The 26,309-nt window shown below is 63.0% G+C and carries 31 protein-coding genes and 1 riboswitch; of the genes, 18 read left to right on the top strand and 13 right to left on the bottom strand.

The annotated features are described in order from the left end of the window. Positions 1-274 precede the first annotated feature (274 nt). From hemA to BUQ73_RS22530, 6 genes are all read left to right on the top strand, one after another. Entirely contained in the window at positions 275-1,552 is a 1,278-nt protein-coding gene (gene hemA, locus BUQ73_RS22555; protein WP_079229748.1) for a glutamyl-tRNA reductase, read from the top strand. After that, positions 1,549-2,631 carry a peptide chain release factor 1 gene (gene prfA / locus BUQ73_RS22550; protein WP_027918306.1) on the top strand — a complete coding sequence of 361 codons (1,083 nt, stop codon included), beginning with the start codon at positions 1,549-1,551 and terminating at the stop codon, positions 2,629-2,631. Before hemA ends, prfA begins: the two co-directional genes overlap by 4 nt. After that, on the top strand, positions 2,631-3,461 hold the full coding sequence (gene prmC / locus BUQ73_RS22545; protein ID WP_079229747.1) for a peptide chain release factor N(5)-glutamine methyltransferase: 831 nt from the start codon (positions 2,631-2,633) through the stop codon (positions 3,459-3,461). The genes prfA and prmC overlap by 1 nt, the downstream gene beginning before the upstream one ends. Then, positions 3,455-4,210 carry a molybdopterin-synthase adenylyltransferase MoeB gene (locus BUQ73_RS22540; protein ID WP_027918308.1) on the top strand — a complete coding sequence of 252 codons (756 nt, stop codon included), beginning with the start codon at positions 3,455-3,457 and terminating at the stop codon, positions 4,208-4,210. Before prmC ends, BUQ73_RS22540 begins: the two co-directional genes overlap by 7 nt. Then, positions 4,203-5,000, top strand: a complete 798-nt coding sequence (gene murI, locus BUQ73_RS22535; RefSeq protein WP_079229746.1) for a glutamate racemase — start codon at positions 4,203-4,205, stop codon at positions 4,998-5,000. Before BUQ73_RS22540 ends, murI begins: the two co-directional genes overlap by 8 nt. Before the next feature lie 104 nt (positions 5,001-5,104). Continuing rightward, positions 5,105-5,623 carry an acyloxyacyl hydrolase gene (locus BUQ73_RS22530; RefSeq protein ID WP_079229745.1) on the top strand — a complete coding sequence of 173 codons (519 nt, stop codon included), beginning with the start codon at positions 5,105-5,107 and terminating at the stop codon, positions 5,621-5,623. A 44-nt stretch (positions 5,624-5,667) separates the two neighbouring features. Here the strand turns inward: BUQ73_RS22530 and BUQ73_RS22525 are convergent, their stop codons facing one another. The 5 genes from BUQ73_RS22525 to BUQ73_RS22505 form a co-directional block, all read right to left on the bottom strand. Continuing rightward, positions 5,668-6,366 (bottom strand): SDR family oxidoreductase, encoded by a 699-nt coding sequence (locus BUQ73_RS22525; RefSeq protein ID WP_079229744.1) that lies wholly within the window; start codon positions 6,364-6,366, stop codon positions 5,668-5,670. An 11-nt stretch (positions 6,367-6,377) separates the two neighbouring features. Then, entirely contained in the window at positions 6,378-7,805 is a 1,428-nt protein-coding gene (gene phrB / locus BUQ73_RS22520; RefSeq protein ID WP_079229743.1) for a deoxyribodipyrimidine photo-lyase, read from the bottom strand. Positions 7,806-7,816: 11 nt separating this feature from the next. Then, positions 7,817-8,695, bottom strand: coding sequence for a MerR family transcriptional regulator (locus BUQ73_RS22515; RefSeq protein ID WP_079229742.1), 879 nt, complete (start codon positions 8,693-8,695; stop codon positions 7,817-7,819). Next, positions 8,685-9,653: a YbgA family protein gene (locus BUQ73_RS22510; protein WP_079229741.1), complete on the bottom strand. Its 969-nt coding sequence runs from the start codon at positions 9,651-9,653 to the stop codon at positions 8,685-8,687. Before BUQ73_RS22510 ends, BUQ73_RS22515 begins: the two co-directional genes overlap by 11 nt. A 108-nt stretch (positions 9,654-9,761) precedes the next feature. Further along, entirely contained in the window at positions 9,762-10,748 is a 987-nt protein-coding gene (locus tag BUQ73_RS22505) for an NAD(P)/FAD-dependent oxidoreductase (protein WP_079229740.1), read from the bottom strand. Positions 10,749-10,935: 187 nt separating this feature from the next. On the opposite strand from BUQ73_RS22505, the gene BUQ73_RS22500 reads away from it, so the two are divergent. Beyond that, complete coding sequence (locus BUQ73_RS22500; protein ID WP_079230609.1) at positions 10,936-11,841, top strand: TIGR01777 family oxidoreductase; 906 nt, start codon at positions 10,936-10,938, stop codon at positions 11,839-11,841. Between the two features lie 13 nt (positions 11,842-11,854). After that, positions 11,855-12,868 carry a ferrochelatase gene (gene hemH, locus BUQ73_RS22495; RefSeq protein ID WP_079229739.1) on the top strand — a complete coding sequence of 338 codons (1,014 nt, stop codon included), beginning with the start codon at positions 11,855-11,857 and terminating at the stop codon, positions 12,866-12,868. Between the two features lie 132 nt (positions 12,869-13,000). On the opposite strand, the gene BUQ73_RS22490 is transcribed toward hemH, so the two are convergent. Further along, positions 13,001-14,275, bottom strand: a complete 1,275-nt coding sequence (locus tag BUQ73_RS22490) for a uracil-xanthine permease family protein (protein WP_079229738.1) — start codon at positions 14,273-14,275, stop codon at positions 13,001-13,003. A gap of 2 nt (positions 14,276-14,277) precedes the next feature. After that, complete coding sequence (gene upp, locus BUQ73_RS22485) at positions 14,278-14,916, bottom strand: uracil phosphoribosyltransferase (protein WP_079229737.1); 639 nt, start codon at positions 14,914-14,916, stop codon at positions 14,278-14,280. 161 nt (positions 14,917-15,077) lie between these two features. Here upp and BUQ73_RS22480 point away from each other — a divergent pair, with 161 nt between their 5' ends. The 4 genes from BUQ73_RS22480 (at position 15,078) to BUQ73_RS22465 (ending at position 17,001) form a co-directional block, all read left to right on the top strand. Next, positions 15,078-15,635, top strand: coding sequence for a hypoxanthine-guanine phosphoribosyltransferase (locus BUQ73_RS22480; protein ID WP_054887476.1), 558 nt, complete (start codon positions 15,078-15,080; stop codon positions 15,633-15,635). Positions 15,636-15,646: 11 nt separating this feature from the next. Next, on the top strand, positions 15,647-16,120 hold the full coding sequence (locus BUQ73_RS22475) for a WbuC family cupin fold metalloprotein (protein WP_079229736.1): 474 nt from the start codon (positions 15,647-15,649) through the stop codon (positions 16,118-16,120). Positions 16,121-16,172: 52 nt separating this feature from the next. After that, on the top strand, positions 16,173-16,643 hold the full coding sequence (locus tag BUQ73_RS22470; RefSeq protein ID WP_079229735.1) for a hypothetical protein: 471 nt from the start codon (positions 16,173-16,175) through the stop codon (positions 16,641-16,643). A gap of 67 nt (positions 16,644-16,710) precedes the next feature. After that, a complete protein-coding gene (locus BUQ73_RS22465; RefSeq protein WP_027918322.1) occupies positions 16,711-17,001 on the top strand; it encodes a PA4642 family protein in 291 nt (96 codons plus the stop codon). 194 nt (positions 17,002-17,195) lie between these two features. Here BUQ73_RS22465 and mqo read toward each other — a convergent pair whose 3' ends face one another. Together mqo and BUQ73_RS22455 are read right to left on the bottom strand one after the other, a co-directional pair. Next, positions 17,196-18,701, bottom strand: a complete 1,506-nt coding sequence (mqo, locus tag BUQ73_RS22460) for a malate dehydrogenase (quinone) (protein WP_079229734.1) — start codon at positions 18,699-18,701, stop codon at positions 17,196-17,198. 605 nt (positions 18,702-19,306) lie between these two features. Then, positions 19,307-19,540 (bottom strand): hypothetical protein, encoded by a 234-nt coding sequence (locus tag BUQ73_RS22455; RefSeq protein WP_079229733.1) that lies wholly within the window; start codon positions 19,538-19,540, stop codon positions 19,307-19,309. Positions 19,541-19,685: 145 nt separating this feature from the next. Between BUQ73_RS22455 and BUQ73_RS22450 the strand changes: the two genes are divergently transcribed. Further along, positions 19,686-20,270, top strand: coding sequence for a YajG family lipoprotein (locus BUQ73_RS22450; RefSeq protein WP_079229732.1), 585 nt, complete (start codon positions 19,686-19,688; stop codon positions 20,268-20,270). 69 nt (positions 20,271-20,339) lie between these two features. On the opposite strand, the gene BUQ73_RS22445 is transcribed toward BUQ73_RS22450, so the two are convergent. Further along, positions 20,340-20,546 carry a hypothetical protein gene (locus tag BUQ73_RS22445; RefSeq protein WP_079229731.1) on the bottom strand — a complete coding sequence of 69 codons (207 nt, stop codon included), beginning with the start codon at positions 20,544-20,546 and terminating at the stop codon, positions 20,340-20,342. A gap of 160 nt (positions 20,547-20,706) precedes the next feature. On the opposite strand from BUQ73_RS22445, the gene BUQ73_RS22440 reads away from it, so the two are divergent. Then, positions 20,707-20,967: a hypothetical protein gene (locus BUQ73_RS22440; RefSeq protein ID WP_079229730.1), complete on the top strand. Its 261-nt coding sequence runs from the start codon at positions 20,707-20,709 to the stop codon at positions 20,965-20,967. A 120-nt stretch (positions 20,968-21,087) separates the two neighbouring features. Here the strand turns inward: BUQ73_RS22440 and BUQ73_RS22435 are convergent, their stop codons facing one another. Continuing rightward, positions 21,088-22,257, bottom strand: a complete 1,170-nt coding sequence (locus BUQ73_RS22435; protein WP_079229729.1) for a 1-acyl-sn-glycerol-3-phosphate acyltransferase — start codon at positions 22,255-22,257, stop codon at positions 21,088-21,090. 123 nt (positions 22,258-22,380) lie between these two features. Between BUQ73_RS22435 and BUQ73_RS22430 the strand changes: the two genes are divergently transcribed. The 4 genes from BUQ73_RS22430 to BUQ73_RS22415 all read left to right on the top strand — a co-directional run bounded on the left by BUQ73_RS22430 (position 22,381) and on the right by BUQ73_RS22415 (position 24,354). Next, entirely contained in the window at positions 22,381-22,563 is a 183-nt protein-coding gene (locus BUQ73_RS22430) for a CPXCG motif-containing cysteine-rich protein (protein ID WP_079229728.1), read from the top strand. Further along, positions 22,563-22,823, top strand: a complete 261-nt coding sequence (locus BUQ73_RS22425) for a putative signal transducing protein (RefSeq protein ID WP_027918330.1) — start codon at positions 22,563-22,565, stop codon at positions 22,821-22,823. Before BUQ73_RS22430 ends, BUQ73_RS22425 begins: the two co-directional genes overlap by 1 nt. Positions 22,824-22,838: 15 nt before the next feature. Beyond that, entirely contained in the window at positions 22,839-23,459 is a 621-nt protein-coding gene (locus BUQ73_RS22420; RefSeq protein WP_079229727.1) for an SOS response-associated peptidase, read from the top strand. A 79-nt stretch (positions 23,460-23,538) separates the two neighbouring features. Next, complete coding sequence (locus BUQ73_RS22415) at positions 23,539-24,354, top strand: M48 family metallopeptidase (RefSeq protein WP_079229726.1); 816 nt, start codon at positions 23,539-23,541, stop codon at positions 24,352-24,354. A gap of 124 nt (positions 24,355-24,478) precedes the next feature. Here BUQ73_RS22415 and BUQ73_RS22410 read toward each other — a convergent pair whose 3' ends face one another. Both BUQ73_RS22410 and BUQ73_RS22405 read right to left on the bottom strand, forming a co-directional pair. Further along, complete coding sequence (locus BUQ73_RS22410; RefSeq protein ID WP_178083401.1) at positions 24,479-25,060, bottom strand: TMEM165/GDT1 family protein; 582 nt, start codon at positions 25,058-25,060, stop codon at positions 24,479-24,481. 90 nt (positions 25,061-25,150) lie between these two features. After that, positions 25,151-25,271: riboswitch (yybP-ykoY riboswitch) on the bottom strand. Between the two features lie 39 nt (positions 25,272-25,310). Next, positions 25,311-26,309, bottom strand: a complete 999-nt coding sequence (locus BUQ73_RS22405) for a class I SAM-dependent methyltransferase (RefSeq protein ID WP_079229724.1) — start codon at positions 26,307-26,309, stop codon at positions 25,311-25,313.

The raw sequence follows: 26,309 nt of genomic DNA, 5'->3' as shown, positions 1-26,309 counted from the left end.
GGTGTTTTTGTAGGAAATATTACCCGCCAGCAGTGCAATCGCTCGGGGCGAGCAGACTGGTGAGGGAGGGGGACTCACGAGAAATTGGTTTGACCTGCTCCGGCCTCTTCGCGGGCAAGCCCGCTCCCACAGGTTTCGTGCTTGCCTCGGCCTTGGACCGGGGCTCCCCGGGGCCGGGTCGGCGCGGCCTATCACGACAATAGCGAACGGTGGTTGTTCTAAAACCTGCGAAAGAGGACAATTATCGGCTTCCCGTCACAACCAGCGACCTTGCATGGCCTTTCTTGCACTTGGTATCAACCATAAGACTGCCTCGGTAGACGTACGCGAGCGCGTGGCGTTTACCCCAGAGCAGCTGGTCGACGCCCTGCAGCAGCTCTGCCGACTGACCGCCAGCCGTGAGGCGGCGATCCTGTCGACCTGCAACCGTAGCGAGCTTTATATAGAGCAGGACCACCTGTCCGCCGACGCCGTTCTGCAATGGCTGGCCGAATATCACCGGCTGAGCCTGGATGAGCTGCGCGCCAGCGCCTACATCCACGAAGAGCACGATGCGGTGAAGCACATGATGCGGGTGGCCTCCGGGCTCGACTCGCTGGTGCTCGGCGAACCGCAGATCCTCGGCCAGATGAAGTCCGCCTACGCCGTGGCGCGTGAGGCCGGCACCATCGGCCCGCTGCTGGGGCGCCTGTTCCAGGCCACCTTCAGTGCTGCCAAGCAGGTGCGTACCGACACCGCGATCGGCGAAAACCCGGTGTCCGTGGCATTCGCCGCAGTCAGCCTGGCCAAGCAGATCTTCACCGACCTGGGCCGCAGCCAGGCCCTGTTGATCGGTGCCGGTGAAACCATCACCCTGGTCGCCCGCCACTTGCATGAACAAGGCGTGCGCCGCATCGTCGTGGCCAACCGCACCCTGGAGCGGGCGAGCATTCTTGCCGAGCAGTTCGGTGCCCATGCCGTGCTGCTGGCCGACATCCCGCAGGAACTGGCCAACAGCGATATAGTCATCAGTTCCACCGCCAGCCAGCTGCCGATCCTTGGCAAGGGGGCGGTGGAAAGCGCGCTCAAGCAGCGCCGGCACAAACCGATCTTCATGGTCGACATCGCCGTGCCGCGCGACATCGAGCCGCAAGTGGGCGAACTCGACGACGTCTACCTGTACACCGTCGATGACCTGCACGAAGTGGTCGCGGAAAACCTCAAGAGCCGCCAGGGCGCGGCCCAGGCCGCCGAAGAGCTGGTTTCGGTGGGCGCCGAAGACTTCATGCTGCGCCTGCGCGAACTGGCCGCTGTCGATGTGCTGCGTGCCTACCGCCAGCAAAGCGAGCGCCTGCGTGACGAAGAACTGCAAAAGGCTCAGCGTTTGCTGGCCAATGGCGGCAACCCCGAGGATGTACTGGCGCAACTGGCCCGGGGCCTGACCAACAAACTCCTGCATGCGCCCAGCGTGCAGCTGAAAAAGCTCTCGGCCGAGGGCCGCCTCGATGCGCTGGCCATGGCCCAGGAACTCTTTGCCCTCAACGAGGGCTCGACGGACAAATCCCCGCAATGAAAGCGTCGCTGCTGAACAAACTGGAGATTCTCCAGGACCGCTTCGAGGAACTCACCGCGCTGCTTGGTGACGCCGAAGTCATATCCGACCAGACCCGCTTCCGCGCCTATTCCCGCGAATATGCCGAAGTCGAGCCGGTGTACGCCGCCTATAAAGAGTGGCGCAAGGTGCAGGACGATCTCGAAGGCGCCCAGGCGCTGCTCAAGGACGCCGACCCCGACCTGCGCGAGATGGCCGTGGAGGAAGTGCGCGAAGCCAAGGAACAGCTGGTCGAACTGGAGTCCAACCTTCAGCGTATGCTGCTGCCCAAGGACCCCAACGATGGCCGCAACGTGTTCCTCGAGATCCGCGCCGGTACTGGCGGCGACGAGGCGGCGATCTTCTCCGGCGACCTGTTCCGCATGTACTCGCGCTACGCCGAGAAGCGCGGCTGGCGCCTGGAGATCCTCTCCGAGAACGAGGGCGAGCACGGCGGTTACAAAGAGATCATTGCCCGAGTCGAAGGCGACAATGTGTACGGCAAGCTCAAGTTCGAGTCCGGTGCGCACCGTGTTCAACGGGTGCCGGAAACCGAATCCCAGGGCCGTATCCATACCTCGGCCTGCACCGTGGCTGTGCTGCCCGAGCCCGACGAGCAAGCGGCCATCGAGATCAACCCGGCAGACCTGCGCGTCGATACCTACCGCGCCTCGGGCGCCGGCGGCCAGCACGTGAACAAGACCGACTCGGCGATCCGCATCACCCACTTGCCTACCGGCATCGTGGTCGAGTGCCAGGAAGAGCGTTCGCAGCACAAGAACCGTGCCCGCGCCATGTCCTGGCTGTCGGCCAAGCTCAACGACATGCAGACCAGCGCCGCGCAGAACGCCATCGCCAGCGAGCGCAAGCTGCTGGTCGGCTCCGGTGACCGCTCCGAACGCATTCGTACCTACAATTATCCACAGGGGCGGGTGACCGATCACCGCATCAACCTGACCCTGTACTCCCTCGACGACATCCTTGCCGGTGGCGTGGAGGCCGTGATCGAACCGTTGCTGGCCGAATACCAGGCCGACCAACTGGCTGCCCTGGGGGACTGATGACCATCATTGCCAGCCTCCTGCGCAACGCGCAGCTCCCCGATTCGCCCAGCGAGCGCCTGGACGCCGAACTGCTGCTGGCTGCCGCCATCGGCAAGTCGCGCAGCTTCCTGCACACCTGGCCCGAGCGCATTGTCAGCAGCGAGGATGCCGAAACCTACGCCGGCTACCTGCAGCGCCGCCGTGGCGGTGAGCCGGTGGCCTACATCCTGGGGCAGCAGGGCTTCTGGAAGCTCGACCTGGAAGTGGCGCCTCATACGCTGATCCCACGCCCGGATACCGAACTGCTGGTCGAAACGGCCCTGCAGTTGCAGCCCGCATCGCCCGCCAAGGTCCTCGACCTGGGTACTGGCACCGGCGCCATCGCCCTGGCCCTGGCCAGCGATTGCCCGGCCTGGCAAGTGACGGCCGTGGACCGCGTCGAGGAAGCCGTGGCCCTGGCCGAGCGCAATCGCCAGCGCCTGGGCCTGGATAACGTTCAGGTGCTTGCCAGCCACTGGTTCGGCAGCCTGGCCGGGCAGCGCTTCGACCTGATTCTCAGCAACCCGCCGTACATCCGCGCCGAAGACCCGCACCTGGTCGAAGGTGACGTGCGTTTCGAGCCCAGCAGCGCGCTGGTGGCCGGTACCGATGGCCTGGATGACCTGCGGGTGATCGTCGCCCAGGCGCCGCAGCATCTGCTGCCGGGGGGCTGGTTGCTGCTCGAACACGGTTACGATCAGGCCGCCGATGTGCGTGCCCTGCTGAGCGCACAAGGCTTCACCGAGGTGGCCAGCTGCAAGGACCTGGGTGGCCATGAGCGTATTTCACTGGGGCGCCTGCCATGCTGACCGATCAGGAACTGTTGCGTTACAGCCGGCAGATCCTGCTGGCCCAGGTGGACATCGACGGCCAGCTGCGGCTCAAGCACAGCAAGGCATTGATCGTCGGCCTTGGTGGCCTTGGCTCGCCGGTGGCGTTGTACCTGGCGGCCGCTGGTGTGGGTGAACTGCACCTGGCCGACTTCGACACCGTCGACCTGACCAACCTGCAACGCCAGGTCATCCATGACAGCGACAGCGTCGGCATGAGCAAGGTCGATTCGGCGCTGCAGCGGCTGCAGGCGATCAACCCTGAGATCACCCTGGTCGCCCACCGCCACGCACTGGATGAAGACTCCCTGGCCGCCGCCGTGGCAGCGGTCGACCTGGTGCTGGACTGCTCCGACAACTTCGGTACGCGCGAGGCGGTCAACGCGGCCTGCTTCGCGGCTGGCAAACCGCTGGTTAGCGGCGCGGCGATCCGCCTGGAAGGCCAGCTGTCGGTATTCGACCCGCGCCGTGACAACAGCCCTTGCTACCACTGCCTGTACGGCCACGGCAGCGAAGACGAACTGACCTGCAGCGAAGCCGGCGTGATCGGCCCGCTGGTAGGCCTGGTTGGCAGCTTGCAGGCACTGGAGGCGATGAAGCTGCTGGCAGGCTTTGGCGAGCCACTGGTTGGCCGCCTGCTGTTGATCGATGCCCTTGGCACGCGCCTGCGTGAGCTGCGGGTCAAGCGTGACCCGGCCTGCGCCGTGTGCGGCAAGCGCGATGGCTGAGCGCTGGGCGCCGGTCGGCGTGATGGACTCGGGGGTCGGCGGCTTGTCGGTGCTTGCCGAGATCCAGCGCCTGCTGCCCAACGAGTCGCTGCTTTACGTGGCCGATTGTGGCCATGTGCCCTATGGCGAGAAGTCCCCGGACTACATCCGCCAGCGCTGCCGGCGCATCGCGCAATTCTTCAAGCAGCAAGGTGCCAAGGCGATGGTCCTGGCCTGCAACACCGCGACCGTGGCTGCAGTCGCCGACCTGCGCGAGTTGTACCCCGACTGGCCACTGGTTGGCATGGAACCGGCTGTCAAGCCTGCTGCTGCTGCCACCCGCTCGGGTGTGGTCGGTGTGCTGGCCACCACAGGCACCTTGCAAAGCGCCAAGTTTGCCGCCTTGCTCGACCGCTTCGCCAATGATGTGCAAGTGGTCACCCAGCCCTGCCCGGGGCTGGTCGAGCTGATCGAAACCGGTGACCTTGGGAGCCCGCAGTTGCGCCAGTTACTGCTGGGTTATGTGCAGCCGCTGCTGGCCGCCGGCTGCGACACGCTGATCCTCGGCTGCACCCATTACCCCTTCCTGCGCCCACTGCTGGCCGAGATGGTGCCCGCCGAGGTGGCCATCATCGATACCGGTGCAGCCGTGGCGCGCCAGTTGCAACGCCTGCTGGCTGCGCGCGAGCTGCTGGCCGACGGGCCGGCTCGCGAAGCAAGCTTCTGGAGCAGCGGCGACCCGCTGGCGTTGAAGCAAATCCTGCCTGTGCTGTGGCAAAGCTCTGACAGTGTGCAGCGTTTCGCGTTGTGAAAAAAACGTGAATAGAAGCTGAACTATCATGCTGCTGCCGATTTCTACCGCATGCCTGATGGCACGCGAGTACTAACAACAGTATGGAAAGAAGGATGTTTCTCATGAAGAAACTGCTCGGTTTGGCGGCGGCTGCCGCAGTTACTCTGGGGCAAGTGATGGCTGCGCAAGCGGCCGATGTTTCTTTTTCGGTAGGCCAGACCGGCGACTCCACCATGGTCTATCGGCTGGGGCTTCAGTCGAACTGGGACTCGAGCTGGTGGCAGAGTAGTGTTGGCCGGCTGACCGGATACTGGGACGGGGCCTATACCTACTGGGATGGCGACGAGACAGCGAGCAATCACAGCCTGTCTTTTGCACCCGTGTTCGTCTATGAATTTTCCGGCCAGTCGGTGAAACCGTATATCGAGGCGGGCATTGGCGTGGCGGCATTTTCCAGTACCGAACTTGAAAGCAATGAGCTGGGCTCATCGTTCCAGTTCGAGGACCGGATTGGTTTCGGCTTGCGTTTTGCCGGGGGGCATGAAATCGGCGTGAGAGCGATCCACTACTCCAATGCAGGCATCAAAGAACCCAACGATGGTGTCGAGAGCTACAGCCTGCATTACCGCATGGCGCTCTGAATATCCAGGCCATGCCCTGTCAAAGGGCATGGCCCGACTGTCATTTAGCGCGGCAGGGGCCACAAACTGCTGATATCCAGCACCTCCAGCACCAACTCTGGTTCGCGCAACGCCAGTCGCTCCAGCAGTTCATCTGCCGCGCTTTGCGGCGTCCAGGCATCGGGAACGGCATGTACGGAAGTCACCGGCGTCTTCAGCGAGTGCGGCGCCACCACGGTCAGGTCAATCCCCTGGTCTTTCAGTACCTTGCGCTGCTCGCGCAACCACTGCGGCACAGTGTTCCAACCTGCGGACACGTGCGTCGGTGAGTAAAGCTGTAAGGCCGAATAACGGTTGAGGATCGCCATGACCTGCGGCTCATGCCCCTGCGCCAGCAACGGTTGAGCATTGGCCAGGCAGTGCTCGGCGGCCAGTTGGTTGCCATGGACGATGGCCTCGAACAACTCGCTGTCCGCGACACCATCGGCCAGGTAGTCACTGGTCCCGGCGTTGATGATCAACACGTCCAGCGAGCACCAGGCATGGCATATCTGCTCTGCCGCGCTGGTGGCTTTTCCTTTTTCATTCAATTGCCAAGGCAGGCTCAACAGCCGACTACCATGGCGCACTGCCAATGCTTCAAACGCCTCGCTTTCCCTGCCACTTGCTGCAACCCGATGTCCTTGATTGAGCAAGCGCTCCACCAGGGCCAGACCCAGTCCATTGCTGGCCCCCGTAACCCAGAAACTACGCGAGTGATTCAAGCTACTGCCCTCTAAGCCTGTCGGCGTGGAAGGCTTTTGAAAGCCTCCAGCGCACGTTGGCGACTACTGGTGAGATCGACTATTGGACTGTGATACTGATTATCAGCAAAAAGATCCGTGTTTTTTAACGGTTGATGGATAGATTTTTCATCCAGATCCCGTATCTCCGGCAGCCAGTGGCGAATGAACCGGCCCTCGGGGTCGAAACGCTGCGACTGCGAAATCGGGTTGAAGATACGGAAATAGGGCACTGCATCGGTGCCGGTCGAGGCACTCCACTGCCAGCCGCCATTGTTGGCGGCCAGGTCACCGTCTATCAGATGGCGCATGAAATGGCGCTCGCCCAGGCGCCAGTCGATCAGCAGGTTCTTGCTCAGGAACATGGCAACGATCATGCGCAGACGGTTGTGCATCCAGCCGGTATGCAACAACTGGCGCATGGCCGCGTCGATGATAGGGAAGCCGGTGCGGCCCTCTTGCCAGGCCTTGAGGTCGTCTGGCGCGTTGCGCCACGGCAGGGCTTCGGTCTGCACGCGAAAGGCGCGATGCCGCGAGACCTGTGGATAACCCGTCAGGATGTGTTTGTAGAATTCACGCCACAGCAGTTCGTTGATCCACGTCTGAATGCCGCTGCTGCCGCTGTCGAACTCACCGCGGTTGCTGGCGAGGGCAGCATGCAGGCATTGCCGGGGCGAGATCACGCCTGCGGCCAGGTAGGCAGACAGCTGGCTGGTGCCGGGCTTGGCCGGGAGGTCGCGCAGGTGCTCGTAGTCCTCGACCGTTTCATCGAGAAAACGGCCCAGCCGCACCTGTGCTTCGTTTTCACCGGCCGGCCAGTGATCGCTCAGGGCGCGGGCAGGCTTGTCGAAGCCATCGATATGCTGCGGGATCGGGTCGCTGGTGATATCCAGTGGCTGCTGGGGCTTCACGCGCCGGGCCAGTGATGGCAGGCTGCGGTGCAGGTGTTCAAGGCAGACTCTCTTGAACTGGCTGAAAACCTGGAAGTAGTCGCCGCTGCGGGTCAAGATGGTGCCCGGGCGGAAGAACAACTGGTCAAGGTAGCTGTGGGCGCGGACACCGGAGTCTTCCAGCAGCTTGCGCGTGGCGGCATCGCGACGCTCTTCGTTGATACCGTATTCGTCGTTCCAGTGCACCGCGTCGATGTTGTGCTGGCGGCAGACTTCGAGCAGGGTGGCCGGTGCCTGGTCCCAGGTATCGATCTTGCGCACCAGCAGCGGGATGTTCAGCGTGTCCAGCGACTGGCGCAGCTGGCGCAGGTTGCGTAACCAGAAATCGACCTTGCAGGCGGCGTCGTCGTGGGCCTGCCATTGGCCGGGGCTGGCCAGCCACAAGGCCACAGTCGGGCCGCGTTCGCAGGCGACGCTGAGGGCGGAGTTGTCATCGATGCGCAGGTCGCTGCGCAGCCAGATCAGTTGCATGGGGCACTCGTCTATACAGGCCGGCGGTCATTGCCTTGCAGCACACGCAATGCCGCCTGCGGGGTATCGAACAGGAAAAGGTCGGATAGGTCGAAAGCGTGCAGCTGCGCCTGGTGCAGGGCGATGGTGGCGCCGCCCAGCAGCTTGGTCCCGGTAATACCCTGCAAGGTACGCTGCAAGGCACTGGCATCGATACGTGGGCCAAGGTGCAGCAGCACGGCCCGCGGTTGCAGGGCGGTCACGGCACGTTGCAGCTGCGCGCTGGCCACCGGTTGCTCAAAAACCTCGACTGGGATGCCGTTGCTGCTCAGCAGCCAGGCGCACAGCCACAGGCTTGGGTCGAACGGGCGCTCACTGTCTTCGCACAGCAGCACGGCCGGCCCTTGTAACGATTGATTGTCGTGATACACCCTGGCCCCGAGCTTGCTGCGCAGCCAGGTGTGGAAAAACACTTGCTCAAGGCGTGCGTTGAAGTGGTTGCGCCAGCGCGCGGCGAGGGATTGCAGCAAGGGCAGCAGCAGTTGTTCACACAAGGTGACGGCGGGGTACAAGGCCATGACCTGGTTAAGCTGCTGGTCGAGGGCGCGCTGGGAAAGGTTGGCGATGGCCTCTATCAGCTGCTGTTGACGCGGTTGCCAGTCGCCCATCGGTGCCCGCTCTGGCGGCTGGTCGAGCAGTTCGCGAACCTGGCCGACTGAAGCGCCGCGTTCAAGCCAGGCGAGAATCGCCTGCACACGCTCGAGCTGGTCTTGCCCATACAAGCGGTGGCCTTTGGCGGTGCGTTGCGGCTTGAGCAGGCCATAGCGGCGCTCCCAGGCGCGCAGGGTGACTGGGTTCACGCCAGTGCGCCGGGCCAGTTCGCCGATCGGCAGGAGTGCTTCAGACAGCATTGCGCAGGCCCAGGCTGTCAGGGTGCGGTTGCAGGTAGGTCTGTTGCTGCAGGTAGGGATCCGGATGCTTGCGCAGGTGATGCTTGAGCAAGGTCAGCGGCACCACCAACGGTACCTCGCCTTGCTGGTACTGGCCGATGATGTGCTGCAGTTCGGCCTTGTCCTGCTGTGTCAGCGAGTCTTTGAAGTAGCCGCTCAGGTGCTGCAGCACATTGCCGTGGGTGCCCCGGCTGGCGCAGCGGCGCAGGGCCTGCATCAGCTGGCTGAAATAGCGTGGCCCGATCTGTTCGGGGTCATCTTCGCGGCTCATGCTGCCCAGCAAGCGACCGAGTTGGCGATAGGCTTGGGGATTGTTCGCCATCAGCAGGTACTTGTAGCGTGAATGGAAGCGTACCAGCGCGCCTCGGCTCAAACCTTGTGCCAGCAACTGCTGCCAGTCGGCGTACGCATAGACGCGGCTGATGAAGTTTTCGCGCAGCACCGGGTCGTGCAGGCGACCTTCCTCCTCCACCGGCAGGTCCGGGCGACGGGCGCAGAAGGCTGCGGCATACGCCCCCGTACCGCCTTGCGGCGCAGGGTGGCCGTTGTCCTGATAGACCTTGACCCGTTCCAGCCCGCAGGAGGGGGACTTCTGCATGAAGATGTAGCCACAGATGTCATCGAGTTCATCGGCCATCTGTTCGGCATAGTTGCGCAGGGGGCCGGTCAGGTCCGTGCCCGGGTTGCGCGTGCCAACCACGGTTGGCCGCTCGGGGTCACCGACCAGGCGAATGGGCTCGCGGGGCACGCCCAGGCCAATGGCGACCTCGGGGCACACTGGCAGCCATTCGAAATGCGCTTGCAGCTGCTCACGGCACAGATCGGAAGCTTTGTGCCCGCCGTTGTAGCGCACACTATGGCCGGTCAGGCAGGCGCTGATAGCGATACGGGGCTTATGTGCGGGGGCGGGTTCGTGCATGGCTGTCTCCGGAAAACTTGTACATGGAAGAAAGCGCGTACAAGTTTATTCCAGCACAGCCAGAAACTTATGCAACTAGTATTTTCTGTATAGCTTTGCCGAGCGATGTTATTCGAGATGTTCCAGCAGCCGTCGCGCGGCTTCCTGGCCGCTGAGCCAGGCGCCTTCGACGCGGCCTGAAAGGCACCAGTCGCCGCAGGCATACAGGCCCTGGTCGGCATCGGCAAGGGCGCCCCACTCGTGATTGCTGGTTGGTCGCGCATAGAGCCAGCGATGGGCCAGGGCGAAGTTCGGAGCCGGTACGACGCAGCCGACCAGTTCGGCGAATTCTCCCCACAGTTGCTCGATCACCTCTTCCTTGGGCAGGTCGATGTGCTGCCTGCTCCAGTCGGACGTGGCATGCAGCACCCAAGTGTCCAGGTGCTCTTCGCGGCCGGGTTTGCTGCGGTTGCGGGCCAGCCAGTCGAGGGCGCTGTCCTGCACGAAGCAGCCTTGCATCGGGGTCTCCAACGCTGTTTCGAATGCCAGGGCAACAGCCCAGGTCGGCTCCATCTGCACACCGGCCGCCACTGCTGCGAGTTTGGGTGTGGCCGTCAGCAACTGGGTGGCTTGGGGCGCAGGCACGGCGATCACCACGCGGCTGAACGGGCCATGGCTGCAGCCTTCAGTATCCTGCAGGTGCCAGAACTGCTTGCCACGGAACACTTCGGCGATACGGCAGCCAAAGTTCACCGTGACGTCCTTGAGCAGGCCGCGGGTGATGGCGCTCATGCGCGGCACGCCGACCCAGCGGGTTTGTTCATCGGGGGAGGGGGTGAGTTCGCCATCGCGGTAGTTGTACAGCTGCGGCTTCCACTGCTCGGCCCAGCCGGCGGCGACCCACTGCTGCACCTGCTCGACGAAGCGCCGGTCGCGGGCAGTGAAATACTGCGCGCCAAGGTCGAGTGCGCCGGCTTCGCTGCGCTTGCTGGCCATGCGCCCGCCACTGCCGTGGCCTTTGTCGAACAAGTGAACGGACTGCCCGGCCTTTTGCAGGGCCTGGGCGGCGGAAAGGCCGGCGATACCGGCACCGATGATGGCAATAGGTACTGTCATGATGGCCTCTTCGAACCTTGCTGTAGGCAGACTACGCTGTCTGGCAAACCTGTACAATGCACAAACTTTGTATAAGGTTATTCCGCTTCATAGCCATGTTGGCCTATGTTTATCCGAGAGCGATTGGTCTGGAAAAGTGCCTTGTTCTTAAAAATAGACCATGGCCGCACGCTGCGAGGACACAGCCATGCATATATTGCTGACAGGTGGTACCGGGTTGATCGGCCAGCACCTTTGCCAGTACTGGCTCGGCAAGGGCCATCGCCTCACCGTGTGGAGCCGGCGCCCTGAACAAGTGCCAAGATTGTGTGGCAGCGGGGTGCGTGGCATAGGCCGGCTGGAGGATCTGGGCGCCGAGGAGCAGGTGGATGCAGTGGTCAATCTGGCCGGTGCGCCGATCGCTGATCGGCCCTGGTCGGGTTCGCGGCGCAACCTGCTATGGGCCAGTCGCATCACCCTTACCGAACAATTGCTGGCCTGGCTGAGCAGCCGTGAACAGCGCCCCGAGGTGCTGATTTCTGGTTCCGCCGTGGGCTGGTATGGCGACGGCGGCGAGCGGGAACTGACCGAAGCCTCGCCGCCGGTTCGCGAAGACTTCGCCAGCCAGTTGTGCATCGCCTGGGAAGAAACCGCCCAGCGTGCGCAGCAGCTTGGCATTCGCGTGGTGCTGGTGCGCACCGGGCTGGTGCTGGCCAGTGACGGCGGCTTTTTGTCGCGCCTGCGCCTGCCGTTCAAGCTGGGGCTTGGCGGGCCGTTGGGTGATGGCCGACAGTGGATGCCGTGGGTGCATATTGACGACCAGATCGCCCTGATTGATTTTCTCTTGCAGCACAAGGATGCCAGCGGTCCTTATAATGCCTGCGCGCCAGAACCGGTACGCAACCGCGATTTCGCCAAGGCGCTGGGGCGTACGCTGCATCGGCCAGCGTTCATGCCGATGCCTGGCTTGCTGCTCAAGGCTGGCCTGGGCGAGCTGTCGACCTTGCTGCTTGGTGGCCAGCGGGCACGCCCGGTGCGTTTGCTGGCGGCAGGCTTCACCTTCCGCTTCAACGATTTGCAATCGGCGCTGGGCAATTTGTCCAGCCGCCTCTGACATAGGACGCTGCATGACCGATCACGCTCTGCTGCTGGTCAACCTGGGTTCCCCGGCCTCCACCTCGGTGGCCGATGTGCGCCGCTACCTCAACCAGTTCCTCATGGACCCCTACGTGATCGACCTGCCCTGGCCGGTGCGGCGGCTGCTGGTGTCGCTGATCCTGGTCAAGCGCCCGGAGCAGTCGGCACATGCCTATGCCTCGATCTGGTGGGATGAAGGCTCGCCGCTGGTAGTGCTGACCCGCCGCCTGCAGGCGGCGATGGTCGAGCACTGGCCGCACGGGCCGGTGGAAGTTGCCATGCGCTACGGTGAGCCGGCGCTGCCCGAGGTGCTGGCGCGCCTGGCGGCACAAGGTGTGCGCAAGGTGACCCTGGCGCCGCTTTATCCACAGTTCGCCGACAGCACGGTGACCACGGTGGTGGCGCTGGCGCAGCAGACCGTTGCCGAACGCCACTTGCCGCTGCAGTTACGGGTGCTACAACCGTTCTATGACCACCCGGCGTACATCGAAGCCCTGGTGGCCAGCGCCAGGCCGTATCTGCAGCAGGATTACGACCACCTGCTACTGAGCTTCCATGGCTTGCCAGAGCGCCATCTGAAGAAGCTCGACCCCACCGGCAAGCATGATTTCCAGGCGGCAGACTGCTGCAAGGACGCCAGCGCCGAGATGCGAGCGGTGTGCTACCGCGGGCAGTGTCTGGCGACGGCCAAGGCCTTTGCGACGAAGATGGGCATCCCCGATGGCAAATGGTCGGTGTCGTTCCAGTCGCGGTTGGGGCGGGCCAAATGGATCGAGCCTTACACCGAGACGCGCCTGGATGAGCTGGCCAAGGCCGGCGTGAAGAAGCTGCTGGTGATGTGCCCGGCGTTCGTTGCCGATTGCATCGAGACGCTGGAAGAGATTGGTATGCGTGGCAGCGAGCAGTTTGTCGAGGCGGGCGGCAAGGAGTTGGTGCTGGTGCCGTGCCTGAATGACAACCCGGAGTGGGTGAAGGTGTTGGCGGGGATGTGCGAGAAGGTCTGATTCTTAGTTGATCAGTATCGGCCTATTCGCGGGTAAACCCGCTCCCACAGATAGGTCACATGCCCTGGGGCTGTGTGGAGACCTGTGGGAGCGGGCTTGCCCGCGAAGAGGCCTGATCAGGCCAATGCCGGGTCAGGGCTGCTGATCATCCAGCTTCTTGTGCTTCCAGGCATCATTGCCTGGCAGGATCAGGTTCAGCGCGATCGCCACGATGGCGCACAGGGCAATACCCTTCAGGCCCCAGTCGTCCGGGCCGTCGCCACTGCCGACCAACACGCCGCCGATACCAAACACCAGGGTGACAGAAACGATCACCAGGTTGCGCGCTTCGGCCAGGTCGACCTTGTGGCGGATCATGGTATTCATGCCCACCGCCGCGATCGAACCGAACAGCAGGCACAGAATGCCTCCCATCACCGGTACCGGAATGCTCTGCAGCAGCGCGCCGAACTTGCCGATAAAGGCCAGGGTGATGGCGAACACCGCCGCCCAGGTCATGATCTTCGGATTGTAGTTCTTGGTCAGCATCACCGCGCCGGTCACTTCGGCGTAGGTGGTGTTGGGCGGGCCACCGAACAGGCCAGCTGCGGTGGTGGCCAAGCCGTCACCCAGCAGGGTGCGGTGCAGGCCGGGCTTCTTCAGGTAGTCGCGGCCGGTCACGCTGCCGACTGCAATTACCCCGCCAATGTGCTCGATCGCCGGCGCCAGGGCGACCGGAACGATGAACAGGATGGCCTGCCAGTTGAAGGCCGGTGCGGTAAAGTTGGGGATTTCCAGCCACGGTGCGGCGGCGATCTTGGCGGTGTCGACCACGCCAAAGGCGAACGACAGGGCAAAGCCCACCAGCACGCCGGCAATGATCGGTACCAGGCGGAAGATGCCCTTGCCGAACACGGCGACGATCAGCGTGGTCAGCAGCGCTGGCATGGAGATCAGCATCGCCGTCTTGTACGGCAGCAGCACGCTGCCGTCACCGGCCTTGCCCATCGCCATGTTGGCTGCGATCGGGGCCATGGCCAGGCCGATGGAAATGATCACCGGGCCGATCACCACGGGTGGCAGCATGCGGTCGATGAAGCCGGTGCCCTTGATCTTCACCATCAAGCCCATGAAGGTGTACACGAAACCTGCGGCCATCACGCCGCCCATGGTCTCGGCCAGGCCGAACTGGCCCTTGGCAAGGATGATCGGGGTGATGAATGCAAAGCTCGAAGCCAGGAATACCGGTACCTGACGGCCGGTGACCAGCTGGAACAGCAGGGTGCCGATACCGGCGGTGAACAGCGCCACGTTCGGGTCGAGGCCGGTGATCAGCGGCATCAGCACCAGCGCGCCGAATGCCACGAAGAGCATCTGCGCGCCCGAGACGACCTGGCGCCAGAGCGGGTCGTTGAAGCCGTCCTGCATGGTCAGGCGTCCTTCTGCTTGGTGCCGAAGATCTTGTCACCGGCATCGCCCAGGCCTGGGACGATGTAACCATGCTCGTTCAGGCGCTGGTCGATCGAGGCGGTGTAGATCTGCACGTCCGGGTGGGCTTTTTCCACCACGGTGATGCCTTCTGGCGCGGCGACCAGCACCATGGCGCGGATCTCCTTGCAGCCGGCCTTCTTCAGCAGGTCGATGGTGGCGACCATCGAGCCGCCGGTGGCGAGCATCGGGTCGATGATCAGGGCCAGGCGCTGGTTGATGTCCGGCGCGAGCTTTTCCAGGTAGGTGTGCGCTTCGAGGGTTTCCTCGTTGCGGGCAACGCCGACGGCGCTGACCTTGGCGCCCGGGATCAGGCTGAGCACGCCATCGAGCATGCCGATGCCGGCGCGCAGGATCGGTACCACGGTGATCTTCTTGCCGGCGATTTTTTCAACTTGCACCTTGCCGCACCAGCCGTCGATCTCGTAGGTTTCGAGGGGCAGGTCCTGGGTGGCTTCGTAGGTCAGTAGCGCGCCGACTTCCTGGGCGAGTTCGCGAAAATTCTTGGTGCTGATATCGGCACGGCGCATGAGGCCGAGCTTGTGGCGGATCAGCGGATGGCGGATCTCACGAGTAGGCATGGGGGGCTCCGAAAGGCGGGCAAAAAAACCGCGCTAGATTAATCTATTCAGCCTTTGCTGTCGTGTAGTCCTTTTGCACGTTAGTCCATAAATGCTTGATCTGTGACGAGCGGATGCGTACCTTTGCCCGCTTTTCCAAAATGCCCCCCCTGGAGAGCGCCATGTCCGCTGATCTCGAGCACATCCGTCAAGTCATGCGCGAGGCAGACTGCCTTTACAACGAAGCTGAAGTCGAAGCGGCCATCGCCAAGGTCGGCGAGCAGATCTGCAAGGACCTGCACGACACCAACCCAGTGGTGTTCTGCGTGATGAACGGCGGCCTGATCTTCGCCGGCAAACTGCTGACCCACCTGCAGTTCCCGCTGGAGGTCTCGTACATCCATGCCACCCGTTACCGCAACCAGACCAGTGGTGGCGAGTTGTTCTGGAAGGCCAAGCCGGAAGTGTCGTTCATCGACCGTGACGTGCTGATCGTCGATGACATCCTCGACGAGGGCCACACCCTCAGCGCCATCATCGAGTTCTGCAAGCATGCCGGTGCGCGCGCGGTACACACCGCCGTACTGATCGACAAAGACCACGACCGCAAGGCCAGCCCGGGCCTGAAGGCCAGCTATGCCGGCCTGCCATGCATCGATCGCTATATATTCGGTTACGGAATGGACTATAAAGGCTACTGGCGTAACGCTAACGGCATTTTCGCGGTCAAGGGACTGTAAGGACAGTAACCATGAGTCAGCCTGCATTTATCGATCAAGCATTGTTTACCGGGCTGGCGCAAAAAGCCGCCGATGCTCCACGTCTGCGGCACCATCACAACTTCCATGAGATGGAAGACCCTTGCCACCGTCTGGCGATCGGCCTGCAGCCATCGACCTACATCGCCCCGCACCGGCACCTGAGTGACGACAAGGCCGAAACCTTGTTGGCACTCAAAGGCCGCATCGGCCTGCTGCTGTTCGATGAGCATGGCGCGCTGGTCAGCACGCGCGTCCTTGAAGCCGGAGGCGAGTGCATGGGTGTGGACCTGCCGCCCGGCGTCTACCATGGCCTGGTGGCACTCGAAGCCAACACCGTCATGTTCGAGTGCAAGGCCGGCCCATACCGCCAGTTGGTCGAGGGTGAACATGCGCCTTGGGCGCCGCGTGAGGGTGAGGCCGGCGTGGCTGAATACCAGGCCTGGATGCTCGCGCAGTTCGCTTGAGATCTGCTGTTGCCTGCATGCTAGAGTGCTCCTTCATGCCAAGGAGCCACACATGCGTGCGATTCTTCCCCTGCTGCTGGCGGTGAGCTTGCCCCTCGCCGCCGCACCGCTGCACAGCCAGTTCCTCCCCCCCGATGACCAGTCCCTGCGCCAGGAAGCACCGACAGGCCAGCAACTGCTGCAAGTGACCGACTACTCGGTGGTGGTAGGGGCCCAGCGCCAGTCTGACCAGCAGCCGATCCCGATCACCGCTTCGCTGCAGATGCGCCTGAAAGGCAAGCCGCTGAGCAAGGGCGCGACAATCGGCCAGGTGCTGCTCAACTTCGACGGTGAGGCTGGCAAAAGCCTGAAGAAGCCGGTGTACGACGACAAGACCCGAACCTTGAACCTGAACTACCCGGTCAGCGATTATCGGGTGATCATGGACCTGCTGCGTAACGAGACGGTCTATGTGCAGTTCCTGACCTACGCCAACGGCCACATCTGGGCCGACCTGCATACCGGTACCGTACGTTCGCGTTGAGGCGTGCCGCCTGTGGGGGGTACACTGCCGGCCTTCGAAATTCCATGATGGTCAGTTGGAGCCGGCAATGCGCAAAGACAAGAAGCAGGTGATTGGTGACGAAATCAGCGACGACTACATCAAGTCGTTCCTACAGTTTGAGCCGGCCGATGGCGTGACCTCGCCTTCGCATCACAAGCTGATCAAAGGCTACCGCGGCCTGCGTGTCGATGACTTCGAGCGCTTCGTGGGCTTCTTCGTCGAAGCTGGCCTGGACCTGGATGGCAAGGACGAGCACGGCAAGACTTTCGTTGAAGTGATCGCCGACCAGCGCAACGCTCCGGAATACGTCGAGATCATCGCCAAGGCCCGCGGCTGATCTGCAGGCTTGTCCCGGCCTCTTCGCGGCGGTTCGATGCTTCGATGAACCCGCTCCCACAGGAATTGCGCCGCCCTCGAGAGCAGCGCAGTCTCTGTAGGGGCGGGTTTACCCGCGAAAGGGCCGGCACAGGCTGATAGAGATTTCAGACACAAAAAAACGCCCCGAGGGGCGTTTTTTCGTTTCAGGCCGGCTTAGGCGTAATGCTTGGCCGGGCTGTCTTCCACCAGTTCCAGCGCCGCATCGTTGTCGGCACTGATCTTGCGGTACAGTGCTGCATCGGCGGCCAGGGCCTTCTCGCGGGCCGGGAAGATTTCCTTGAGCTTGGCAGCCCAGGCACCTTTGGCCTGCTCGGGGAAGCAGCGCTCGATCAGTTCAAGCATGATCGACACGGTCACCGAAGCACCCGGCGAAGCGCCGAGCAGTGCAGCCAGGCTGCCGTCCTGTGCCGAGACCAGCTCGGTACCGAACTGCAGGATGCCGCCTTTCTTCGGGTCCTTCTTGATGATCTGCACGCGCTGGCCGGCCACTTCCAGGCGCCAGTCTTCGGCTTTGGCTTGTGGGTAGAAGCGGCGCAGCGATTCCAGGCGCTGCTCCATAGACTGCATCACTTCGCTGACCAGGTACTTGGTCAGGTCCATGTTGTCGCGGGCCACAGCCAGCATCGGGCCAATGTTGCCCATGCGTACCGACAGCGGCAGGTCCATCAGCGAGCCGTGCTTGAGGAACTTGGTGGTAAAGCCGGCGTAGGGGCCGAACAGCAGCGAAGTCTTGCCGTCCACCACGCGGGTATCCAGGTGCGGCACCGACATCGGCGGTGCGCCGACGGCAGCCTGGCTGTACACCTTGGCCTGGTGCTGCTTGACGATTTCCGGGTTGTCGCAACGCAGCCACTGGCCGCTGACCGGGAAGCCGCCAAAGCCTTTGCTTTCCGGGATGCCGGACAGTTGCAGCAGCGGCAGGGCCGCGCCGCCAGCGCCGAGGAAGACGAAGCGGGCGTCGACTTCGCGGGCACCGCCGCTGTTGACGTCCTTGATGCTCACGGTCCAGCCGCTGCCTTTACGGCGCAGGCCGACGACTTTCTTGCTGTACTTGACCTGCGCGTCGGCGCTGTCGCCCAGTACTTTGAGCAGCTTGTTGGTCAGAGCGCCGAAGTTGACGTCGGTGCCTTTGGCCACGCGGGTTGCAGCGATGTGCTGGTCGGCCGGGCGGCCTGGCATCATCAGCGGCATCCACTCGTTCATCACGGCCTTGTCTTCGGTGTATTCCATCTCGGCGAAGGCGTGGTGCTGCTTGAGCAGCTCGAAGCGCTTCTTGAGGAAGGACACGCCCTTGTCACCTTCGACGTAGCTCAGGTGCGGGACCGGGTTGATGAACGCACGTGCCGAGCCGAAGGTGCTCTTCTTGCTCAGGTAAGCCCAGAACTGGCGCGAGACCTCGAACTGGGTGTTGATGTGCACGGCCTTCTTGATGTCGATGCTGCCATCGGCGGCCTGGGGCGTGTAGTTCAGCTCGCACAGGCCGGCGTGGCCGGTACCTGCGTTGTTCCAGGGGTTGGAGCTTTCCGCGGCTCCGGAGTCCATTGCCTCGACGACCTCAAGCTTCAGGGTCGGGTCAAGCTCCTTGAGCAGTACGGCCAGGGTGGCACTCATGATGCCCGCGCCTACCAGTACCACATCAACCGATTCGTTCTGCGCCATTTAACGCGTCTCCACAATCTACAGCTACCTAATTGACAGCATAGGACCACTGGGGTTGCCAGGATCGCCATGTCCGACTCTTCGCAGTTCTTGCAACTTCCGCGGACACCGCCAATCAGTCTTCGGGTTCGGGTATTGAACGCCGTTTGCCACAGGTGCGGCAATTCGACTTATGGTCAAGGTGTCGTGCGTGCGTTATGGAACGACTTCAGACACTCATCCGGGATGAGCGCTTTTGCCGTCTGTTCAGGGCTGTTCGGGACACATCTGCCGCTTTTGCACATGCCAGACTGTTCATTTGCTCGCCACACTCTCGTGAAGTTGTGAAAAACCGTTTTTTCACGCTCTTTTGGAGACGTGAACCTCAAAAGGGGACTGCGCGATGGCAACCCACAGGTTCATGCAGTGCGAAGGGCCGGAAAAGCAGGCACGACAGCCGATGCAAGACCTGAGTGGAAGGCTCTCTGTGGGCGAAGCGGGTGAAGGTGCCGGGGTCAAGCGGCGGATGCGGGGCCCGATCAGGAGACGTCCTTATAATCGGGGGGAGATTATAACGATGTCGCGGGCAGAAAGGTCGTTATTCGTGGTTTTTATTGCAGCGTTTGTCAGGCCGCGAGGATGCGCTGATGCCAGCGGCGGCTTGCAGGGGCGCAAACCCGGGCTTCGGCGGGCAGCTCGCGGCCCAGCCAGGCGAGCTGGATTTCACTGATACGCACCCATCCGCTACCGCATGGTGCCTGGCTGCACTGCTTGAAAGCCAGGCATTTGCCGTCGGCGTCGAGGCGGGCATAGGCATTGTGGCGCGGGCGTTGGCAGAGCAGTGTCCAGAGCGAAGCCATGGCGGTGCGTCCTGTGCGTTTGGGCTTGGCGCAAGGATAAGGGCGTGGCCATGAAACGATTGTGACAAGCGGGCTGGACCGATGACTGGTTTGCGCCTGGCTGGGTATACTGTGGGCCTTTGCCGTATTTTCTGGAGAAACGCGCATGTTGCAACGTCTGTTGTTCGGTTTGATCGCCGTGGCCAGCCTCAGCCTGGTCGGTTGTGCCCACAGCCCGCAACAACTCAGCCCGCAACCCACGCTCAAGGCTCAGCTCGCTCCGGTCGGCCACGGCCAGCCGGTGGTGGTCAAGGTGGTCGATGGGCGGGCTTCGCAGTCCCTGGGCACCCGCGGTGGCATGTACCCCGAGACCAGCACCATCAGCGTCAGTGGCAATGATGTCGTGCCCAAGCTGCAGGCCCAGGCCGAAGCCGCCGTGCGCCTGCTCGGCTTCACCCCGACGCCGAACGCCTACAACGCACCGCAACTGACCGTGACCCTGGCCGAGCTGAAGTACCAGTCGCCGAAGGACAACCTGTACGTGACCGAAGCCACCATCGGCGCCACCTTCCGTGCCGATGTGGCGAATGCCAACCGCCGTTACAGCGGCCGCTATGGTGCTTCGCTGGACCAGCGCTTCGGCATGGCGCCGAACCAGGAAACCAACACCACCCTGGTGAGTGATGTACTGAGTGATGCGCTGACCCGCCTGTTCAAGGACCCGACCATCGGTCAGGTGCTGGGCGAATAAGCCTTCAGCTGCAATGAAAAACCCGCTACCTGAGTGCCAGGTAGCGGGTTTTTTGTTGTCGGTACCGAACTAGGCGGCTTCTATGTGGAAATCCAGCAAGCTCACACCGGTGCTGGCATCCACCTCGGGCAAATCATCGTGTACATGCCCACCCAGCGCACAGTAGACCAGCCACTGGCGGTCCTGGACGTTGATGGCAAAACCATCGATCAACGCCTGTTGCTCATCACTTTGAGCCACGAGATAGAGGCGGTCCTGGTTTTCGGCGTGCAGCATCAACAAGCTCCGGTTCGGGAAAAGGCCGATAGAGTGGCCTGCCCTGATGACGAGAACGTGACAGATGAAATTAAGTGACACTTTGTCGCCAAGACCGGGCGGGCTGGTCGCACTTCGGTAGAATGCCGGGCTTCGCTGTGGCTATGACCGAGGTTGCGTGATGTCCTTGCAAGTGCTCTGGGGGTTTCTTTCCGCCCACCCGACCAAGCTGATCAATCTGCTGGCGCTGTTGTTGACCTGCCCTGGCGGGCTGCTGCTGCAGAATGCGCGGCGGCGTGAGGTGATCACCCGCGAGAGTCTGGCGGTGGATGAAGGGGTGGTGGATACCTTCGACCAGCGCGTGCCGCGCTACTACTACATCCTCGGTTTTTCGTGCCTGGCCATGGCACTGCTGCTGTCCTGGTTCAGCACCTGGATCTGAAATGCCTGGGGCCGCTTTGCGGCCCTTTCGCGACACAAGGCCGCTCCTACAAGCGGATCGCGGCCCTCTGTAGGAGCGGCCTTGTGTCGCGAAAGGGCTGCAAAGCAGCCCCAAACTTGATCAGGCGACAGGCGCCTGCTGCTTGACCTGGTACTGGTTGCGTACCGGCGTCGCATACTGCAACACCAGATACGGCCGCTGCTCCTCGGGGCAAGCGTCCAGGCGGCGCTGCCATTCTTCCCTGGCCTTGGCCAGTTCTTCGGCCGGGAACACCTTCTCGGCACTAGGCACCTGCAGTGCCTCGTCCTTCTCGCTCCACATCGCATAGGCCAGGTAATGCACCGGGAACAGGCGGTAGCCGCCGAGGATCTGCCGGTCGGTTTCCTGTGCCAGCTGCTTGGTGTCCTCGTAGTACTCGGTTACCGGTGGCGCGAAGTTGATGTGCACCCGGCCCTTGTAGCCGGTGATGCCCTTGGCGATGCTGTTGTCGTCCTCGCCCGGCGCCTTCTTGTAGGTGCCGGTGGTGGCGCGGATGTACAGCTCGCGGGCCTTGGCCTGGTCGCACGGGTCGTATTCGTAGCTGATCGACACCGGGATCAGGTTCAGGCTCTGGATCACCGCGCCGAACGGCTCGTCCTTGCGGCTCATGTGGAACATCTTGAGGATCGCCGAATCGGTACGGTCGTCACCGTCCTTGGCGCGGCCTTCGGCCTGGGCGATCCAGATCGACGTGCCGTCATTGCGGATCGAGTGGTTGATGTAGGCCGAGAGCAACTGGTAGGCGGCGAGCTTTTCGCGGCGGCCGCTGATCGAGCGGTGCACGATGAAGCTCTTGTTCAGGCGCATCATGTCGCTGACAAACGGCTTTTGCAGCAGGTTGTCGCCGATGGCGATGCGGGGTGTCGGCAGGCCGGCGTGGTACACCGCGTAGTTGACGAAGGCCGGGTCCATGACGATGTCGCGGTGGTTGGCCAGGAACAGATAGGCCGTGCCCGACTTGAGCTGTTCGACGCCAGAATAGGTGACGCCGTCGGTGGCACGTTCGATGGTCTGGTCGACGTAGTACTCGACTTTGTCCTGCAGGGTCGACACGCAGGTGACGCCGGCGAATTCCTTGCGCAGGCGCCGGGCGATCAGCGGCTTGAGCAACCAGCCGAGGGCACCAGCGGTACGCGGGAATTTGAAGTGGGTGAGGATATCGAGGAATGCCGGGTCGCTGAGCAGGCGTGCCAGAACGGCAGGGACCTCAGCGTCGTCGTACGGTCGGATGGCATCGAATTCGCCCATCATGCTCTCTTGTTGGAAACGGCTAGGGTAATAAGGTAAGGGGTGGGGCCCGAAAAACGGCTCGGGCACACGCAAGCCCTGTAAACAGACCGGCAATTATACGCACAAGTCACCCCGGAGGCCGCGATGCTCGAACAAGCGTTCTACGATTGCCCTTATTGTGGCGAGGAAGTCGAAACCACAGTGGACCTGTCCGGGGGGGACCAGGAGTACATCGAGGACTGCCAGGTGTGCTGCAAGCCTATTCGCTTTGTGCTGCAGGTTCATGGCGACGAATGGATGATGGATGTCTACGGTGAGAACGACTGATGCGGCGGATCTACGAACCGGAAAACCTGCTGGAAGCCGAAATGTTGCTGGGCATGCTCGCCAGCGAGGGCATTCAAGTGCACCTGGCCGGTCGGGACCTGATGGGCGCTGCCGGTGAGTTGCCGTTGCAGGGCCTGCTCGGGCTTGCGGTGCCCGACGAGCAGGCCGAGTACGCACGGCAACTGATCGATGCGTACAATGGTGCCCAGCCGCTTGCCGGCGACGAGCCGGAGAGTCATCCCGGTACCTTGATCTGCTAGGTTCTGAAATCGCCCATGTGTGGACGTTACGCCCTGTTTCGCTGGCCCCAGGCGCTGGCCAGTCTGCCGGGCTTCCCTGCCGGCCAGCCGGCCCAATGGAATATCGCGCCCGGTGCCTCGGTGCTGATCCAGCGCCAGCTTGATGGCCAGCAGCAACTGGCCAAGGCGCGCTGGGGGCTGACCCCGGCCTGGCTCACCGACCTTTCCCGCACCCCCGCCCATGCCCGGGCCGAGACCTTGACCGAGCAGCCGATGTTCCGCGAAGCGTTTCGCCTGCGCCGTTGCCTGATGCCGGCCAACGGTTTTTACGAGTGGCGCGGCTCGGTGCGCAAACGGCCTTACTGGCTGACGCCGGGGGAGGGCGCATCGTTGTATTTTGCCGCCGTGTGGGAAGCCTATCCGGTGCAGGACCAGGTGTGGCTGAGCTGCGCGGTGGTGACCCAGGCCGCGATGAATCAGCGCCGGCCGTTGATTCTCGACGAGGCCGGCCAGGCTGCCTGGCTGGACCCGGACACACCGCTGGCGCGCCTGCATGAGCTGCTCGCCAGCCCGCCGGCGACACTGCGTGAGCGGGCCCTGGCGAATTTCGTCAACGACCCGAAACTGGACGCGCCGGAGTGCCTTACGCCGGCTTAGGTAAAATCTTCCCTGCGGCTATGGCGGGGTACGGGTGACTCGGCCTAGGATACGGCGCATGTAAAAAGGGAGTGTTTTCATGCGTAAGTCTTTTGTCGTCAGCCTGTTGAGTGCTGGCATCCTGCTAGCCGGCTGCCAGGCGGTGAATACCACCAGTGGCGGTGCTGTCGGCGTCCAGCGTCAGCAGTACATGTTCAGCATGCTTTCGACCGATGAGGTCAACCAGATGTACGCCCAGTCGTACCAGCAGACCCTCGGTGAGGCGTCGAGCAAGGGCGTGCTCGACAAATCCAGTGCCGACGCCAAGCGCGTGCAGGCCATCGCCAGCCGGCTGATCGCCCAGGCGCCGCAATTCCGCCCTGATGCCGCGCAATGGAACTGGGAAGTCAACGTCATCAAGAGTGACGAGCTCAATGCCAACTGCGGGCCGGGCGGCAAGATCATCGTGTACACCGGGCTGATCGATCAGCTCAAGCTCACCGATGCGGAAATTGCCGCTGTGGTCGGGCACGAAATCGCCCACGCCTTGCGCGAGCACAGCCGCGAAGCGATGTCCAAGGCCTATGGCGTAGAGATGGCGCGCCAGGGCGCGGGTGCATTGTTTGGCCTTGGCCAGGACAGCATGGCCATGGCCGACACCGTGGTGAACTACGCCATGACCTTGCCCAACAGCCGCGCCAACGAGAACGAGGCCGACCTGATCGGCCTTGAGCTGTCGGCGCGTGCCGGTTACGACCCGAATGCCGCGATCACCTTGTGGAACAAGATGAGCAAGGCTTCGGAGGGCGCTCCGCCCGAGTTCATGAGCACTCACCCGGCGTCGAGCAGCCGGATTGCCTCGTTGCAGGCAGCCATTCCGAAGGTGATGCCGCTGTACGAAGCGGCCAAGAAGTAAGCTCGCTGGGGCTGCTTTGCAGCCTTTCGCGACACAAGGCCGCTCCTACAAGAGAATGCAATAACCTGTAGGAGCGGCCTTGTGTCGCGAAAAGGGCGCAAAGCGCCCCCTGCTTTCAACTTTTTTATCCCACCCAGCCGCTGGTCTTCATCGCCGAGTACACGGCCACGATCGCCAGCACGAAGAACGCGGTAGCCGCCAGGCGACGGATCAGCGTCAGTGGCAGTTTCTCTGCGGCGAAGTTACCCGCCAGCACCACCGGCACGTTGGCAATCAGCATGCCCAGGGTGGTCCCGAGGATGACCAGGATCAGGTGCGGATACTGGGCAGCCAGCATCACCGTGGCGACCTGGGTCTTGTCACCGATCTCGGCCAGGAAGAAGGCGATCAGCGTGGTCAGGAACGGGCCGAAGCGGCGTGCCGGGTTCTCGTCATCGTCCATCTTGTCGGGCACCAAGGTCCACAGCGCGGTGGCGGTGAAGCTTGCGGCAAGCACCCAGTGCAGCACCGACTCGGTGAAGAAACTGCCGACCCAGGCACCCACTGCACCGGCTGCGGCATGGTTGGCCAGGGTGGCGGCGATGATGCCGGCGATGATTGGCCAGGGCTTGCGGAAGCGCGCGGCGAGGATGAGCGCGAGCAATTGCGTCTTGTCGCCGATTTCGGCCAAGGCAACGATTGCGGTGGGGACCAACAGAGATTCCAGCATCAGGATTCCTACGGGGCGGGTCGACACGGCTATGACACGTACAGCCTCCCCGCCCCGGGTAAGGTGTGCGTGTCATAGGTCTTGTCAAACCCCGGACCTGTCTGTGCAGGTCGCTGGGTCGCACGCGCCATGGCCTGTGGGCCAAGTATGTTGACGCGTACCGGGCGAGCAGGGCGCTCGCGGGAGACTACTCCCCTAGGACGGTGCGGATTCTGCCTAGCCGAATCGGTTTCGGCAAGCCCTGTTTTTATCCGCGTGTGGCGCGATAGATACGGAAGCCATCGGCCTCGGCGCAGGTCTGGCAGTTGCCCAGGGCGCCCTCGATCAGTGGTTGATAGCGCAGGAAGCTATTCGCCACAAGGCGCATTTCGCCACCTTTTCGCAGATGTTGACTGGACTTTTTCAGCAGGTTCTCCGACGCCTGGTAATTGGTGTGCACCCCGGTGTGGAACGGTGGGTTGCTCAGGATCAGGCTCAGGTCGACGGGCGCGGCATCGATGCCATCGCCACTGATGACCTCGCCCTCAAGGCTGTTGGCCGCCAGTGTCAGGCGGCTGGCCGCGACTGCAAAGGCGTCGACATCCAGCAGGCTGACCCGGCTCTGTGGATAACGTCGTTTTACTGTGGCACCCAGCACGCCAGCACCACAGCCGAAGTCGAGCACATGGCCGACCGGCAGGTTGTCCAGGTGCTTGAGCAGCAGGGCGGTGCCGCGGTCGAGGCGGCCGTGGCTGAACACCCCTGGCAGGCTCACCACCTGCAATGGGCCGTCTTCGAGGTCGAGCGTGAAGCGCTCGGCCAGGCTTTCCAGTGGTTTGGCTTGTGGGGCGTTATCCACGGTCACCTGCCACAGCTGGCAATGCCTTGCGCTATCCAGCTTGCGCGGTTTGCCGAACGCCTGCAGCTGCTTGGCTGCACCTTCGATGCCGCCACGCTTTTCCCCCACCAGGTACAGTTCGCGGCCAGCCAGGCGCGAGGCCAGGGCATTGAGCAGGTAGGCCGCCAATTCGCGGGACTTGGGCAGGAACAGCACGGCCGCCTCGAAAGCGACCGGCGGCACGTCGACGCCATAGTGGCTGCGCCCGGCGAAGCGGCTGTCGAGCATGGCCTGGTCACCGGCATGCCAGGTCCAGCCGTGGGCCTGGGGCAGTTGCCCGAGCAGGCCGTCGGCGGGGGCGCCAGCGAGCAGCAGCGGGCCCTGGAACAGCTCTGCCTGGCGGAGCAATACTTCACTGCGCGGGTCCAT

This window comes from Pseudomonas putida (genome assembly GCF_002025705.1).
Lineage (GTDB): Bacteria > Pseudomonadota > Gammaproteobacteria > Pseudomonadales > Pseudomonadaceae > Aquipseudomonas > Aquipseudomonas putida_J.
This window is presented reverse-complemented; position numbering and strand designations above follow the sequence as displayed.

Excerpts from the sequence above, each read along its gene's own strand:
- hemA (WP_079229748.1), top strand. The coding sequence starts at position 275 with ATGGCCTTTCTTGCACTTGGTATCAACCATAAGACTGCCTCGGTAGAC.
- prfA (WP_027918306.1), top strand. The coding sequence starts at position 1,549 with ATGAAAGCGTCGCTGCTGAACAAACTGGAGATTCTCCAGGACCGCTTC.
- prmC (WP_079229747.1), top strand. The coding sequence starts at position 2,631 with ATGACCATCATTGCCAGCCTCCTGCGCAACGCGCAGCTCCCCGATTCG.
- BUQ73_RS22540 (WP_027918308.1), top strand. The coding sequence starts at position 3,455 with ATGCTGACCGATCAGGAACTGTTGCGTTACAGCCGGCAGATCCTGCTG.
- murI (WP_079229746.1), top strand. The coding sequence starts at position 4,203 with ATGGCTGAGCGCTGGGCGCCGGTCGGCGTGATGGACTCGGGGGTCGGC.
- BUQ73_RS22530 (WP_079229745.1), top strand. The coding sequence starts at position 5,105 with ATGAAGAAACTGCTCGGTTTGGCGGCGGCTGCCGCAGTTACTCTGGGG.
- phrB (WP_079229743.1), bottom strand. The coding sequence starts at position 7,805 with ATGCAACTGATCTGGCTGCGCAGCGACCTGCGCATCGATGACAACTCC.
- BUQ73_RS22515 (WP_079229742.1), bottom strand. The coding sequence starts at position 8,695 with ATGCTGTCTGAAGCACTCCTGCCGATCGGCGAACTGGCCCGGCGCACT.
- BUQ73_RS22510 (WP_079229741.1), bottom strand. The coding sequence starts at position 9,653 with ATGCACGAACCCGCCCCCGCACATAAGCCCCGTATCGCTATCAGCGCC.
- BUQ73_RS22505 (WP_079229740.1), bottom strand. The coding sequence starts at position 10,748 with ATGACAGTACCTATTGCCATCATCGGTGCCGGTATCGCCGGCCTTTCC.
- BUQ73_RS22500 (WP_079230609.1), top strand. The coding sequence starts at position 10,936 with ATGCATATATTGCTGACAGGTGGTACCGGGTTGATCGGCCAGCACCTT.
- hemH (WP_079229739.1), top strand. The coding sequence starts at position 11,855 with ATGACCGATCACGCTCTGCTGCTGGTCAACCTGGGTTCCCCGGCCTCC.
- BUQ73_RS22490 (WP_079229738.1), bottom strand. The coding sequence starts at position 14,275 with ATGCAGGACGGCTTCAACGACCCGCTCTGGCGCCAGGTCGTCTCGGGC.
- upp (WP_079229737.1), bottom strand. The coding sequence starts at position 14,916 with ATGCCTACTCGTGAGATCCGCCATCCGCTGATCCGCCACAAGCTCGGC.
- BUQ73_RS22480 (WP_054887476.1), top strand. The coding sequence starts at position 15,078 with ATGTCCGCTGATCTCGAGCACATCCGTCAAGTCATGCGCGAGGCAGAC.
- BUQ73_RS22475 (WP_079229736.1), top strand. The coding sequence starts at position 15,647 with ATGAGTCAGCCTGCATTTATCGATCAAGCATTGTTTACCGGGCTGGCG.
- BUQ73_RS22470 (WP_079229735.1), top strand. The coding sequence starts at position 16,173 with ATGCGTGCGATTCTTCCCCTGCTGCTGGCGGTGAGCTTGCCCCTCGCC.
- BUQ73_RS22465 (WP_027918322.1), top strand. The coding sequence starts at position 16,711 with ATGCGCAAAGACAAGAAGCAGGTGATTGGTGACGAAATCAGCGACGAC.
- mqo (WP_079229734.1), bottom strand. The coding sequence starts at position 18,701 with ATGGCGCAGAACGAATCGGTTGATGTGGTACTGGTAGGCGCGGGCATC.
- BUQ73_RS22455 (WP_079229733.1), bottom strand. The coding sequence starts at position 19,540 with ATGGCTTCGCTCTGGACACTGCTCTGCCAACGCCCGCGCCACAATGCC.
- BUQ73_RS22450 (WP_079229732.1), top strand. The coding sequence starts at position 19,686 with ATGTTGCAACGTCTGTTGTTCGGTTTGATCGCCGTGGCCAGCCTCAGC.
- BUQ73_RS22445 (WP_079229731.1), bottom strand. The coding sequence starts at position 20,546 with ATGCTGCACGCCGAAAACCAGGACCGCCTCTATCTCGTGGCTCAAAGT.
- BUQ73_RS22440 (WP_079229730.1), top strand. The coding sequence starts at position 20,707 with ATGTCCTTGCAAGTGCTCTGGGGGTTTCTTTCCGCCCACCCGACCAAG.
- BUQ73_RS22435 (WP_079229729.1), bottom strand. The coding sequence starts at position 22,257 with ATGATGGGCGAATTCGATGCCATCCGACCGTACGACGACGCTGAGGTC.
- BUQ73_RS22430 (WP_079229728.1), top strand. The coding sequence starts at position 22,381 with ATGCTCGAACAAGCGTTCTACGATTGCCCTTATTGTGGCGAGGAAGTC.
- BUQ73_RS22425 (WP_027918330.1), top strand. The coding sequence starts at position 22,563 with ATGCGGCGGATCTACGAACCGGAAAACCTGCTGGAAGCCGAAATGTTG.
- BUQ73_RS22420 (WP_079229727.1), top strand. The coding sequence starts at position 22,839 with ATGTGTGGACGTTACGCCCTGTTTCGCTGGCCCCAGGCGCTGGCCAGT.
- BUQ73_RS22415 (WP_079229726.1), top strand. The coding sequence starts at position 23,539 with ATGCGTAAGTCTTTTGTCGTCAGCCTGTTGAGTGCTGGCATCCTGCTA.
- BUQ73_RS22405 (WP_079229724.1), bottom strand. The coding sequence starts at position 26,309 with ATGGACCCGCGCAGTGAAGTATTGCTCCGCCAGGCAGAGCTGTTCCAG.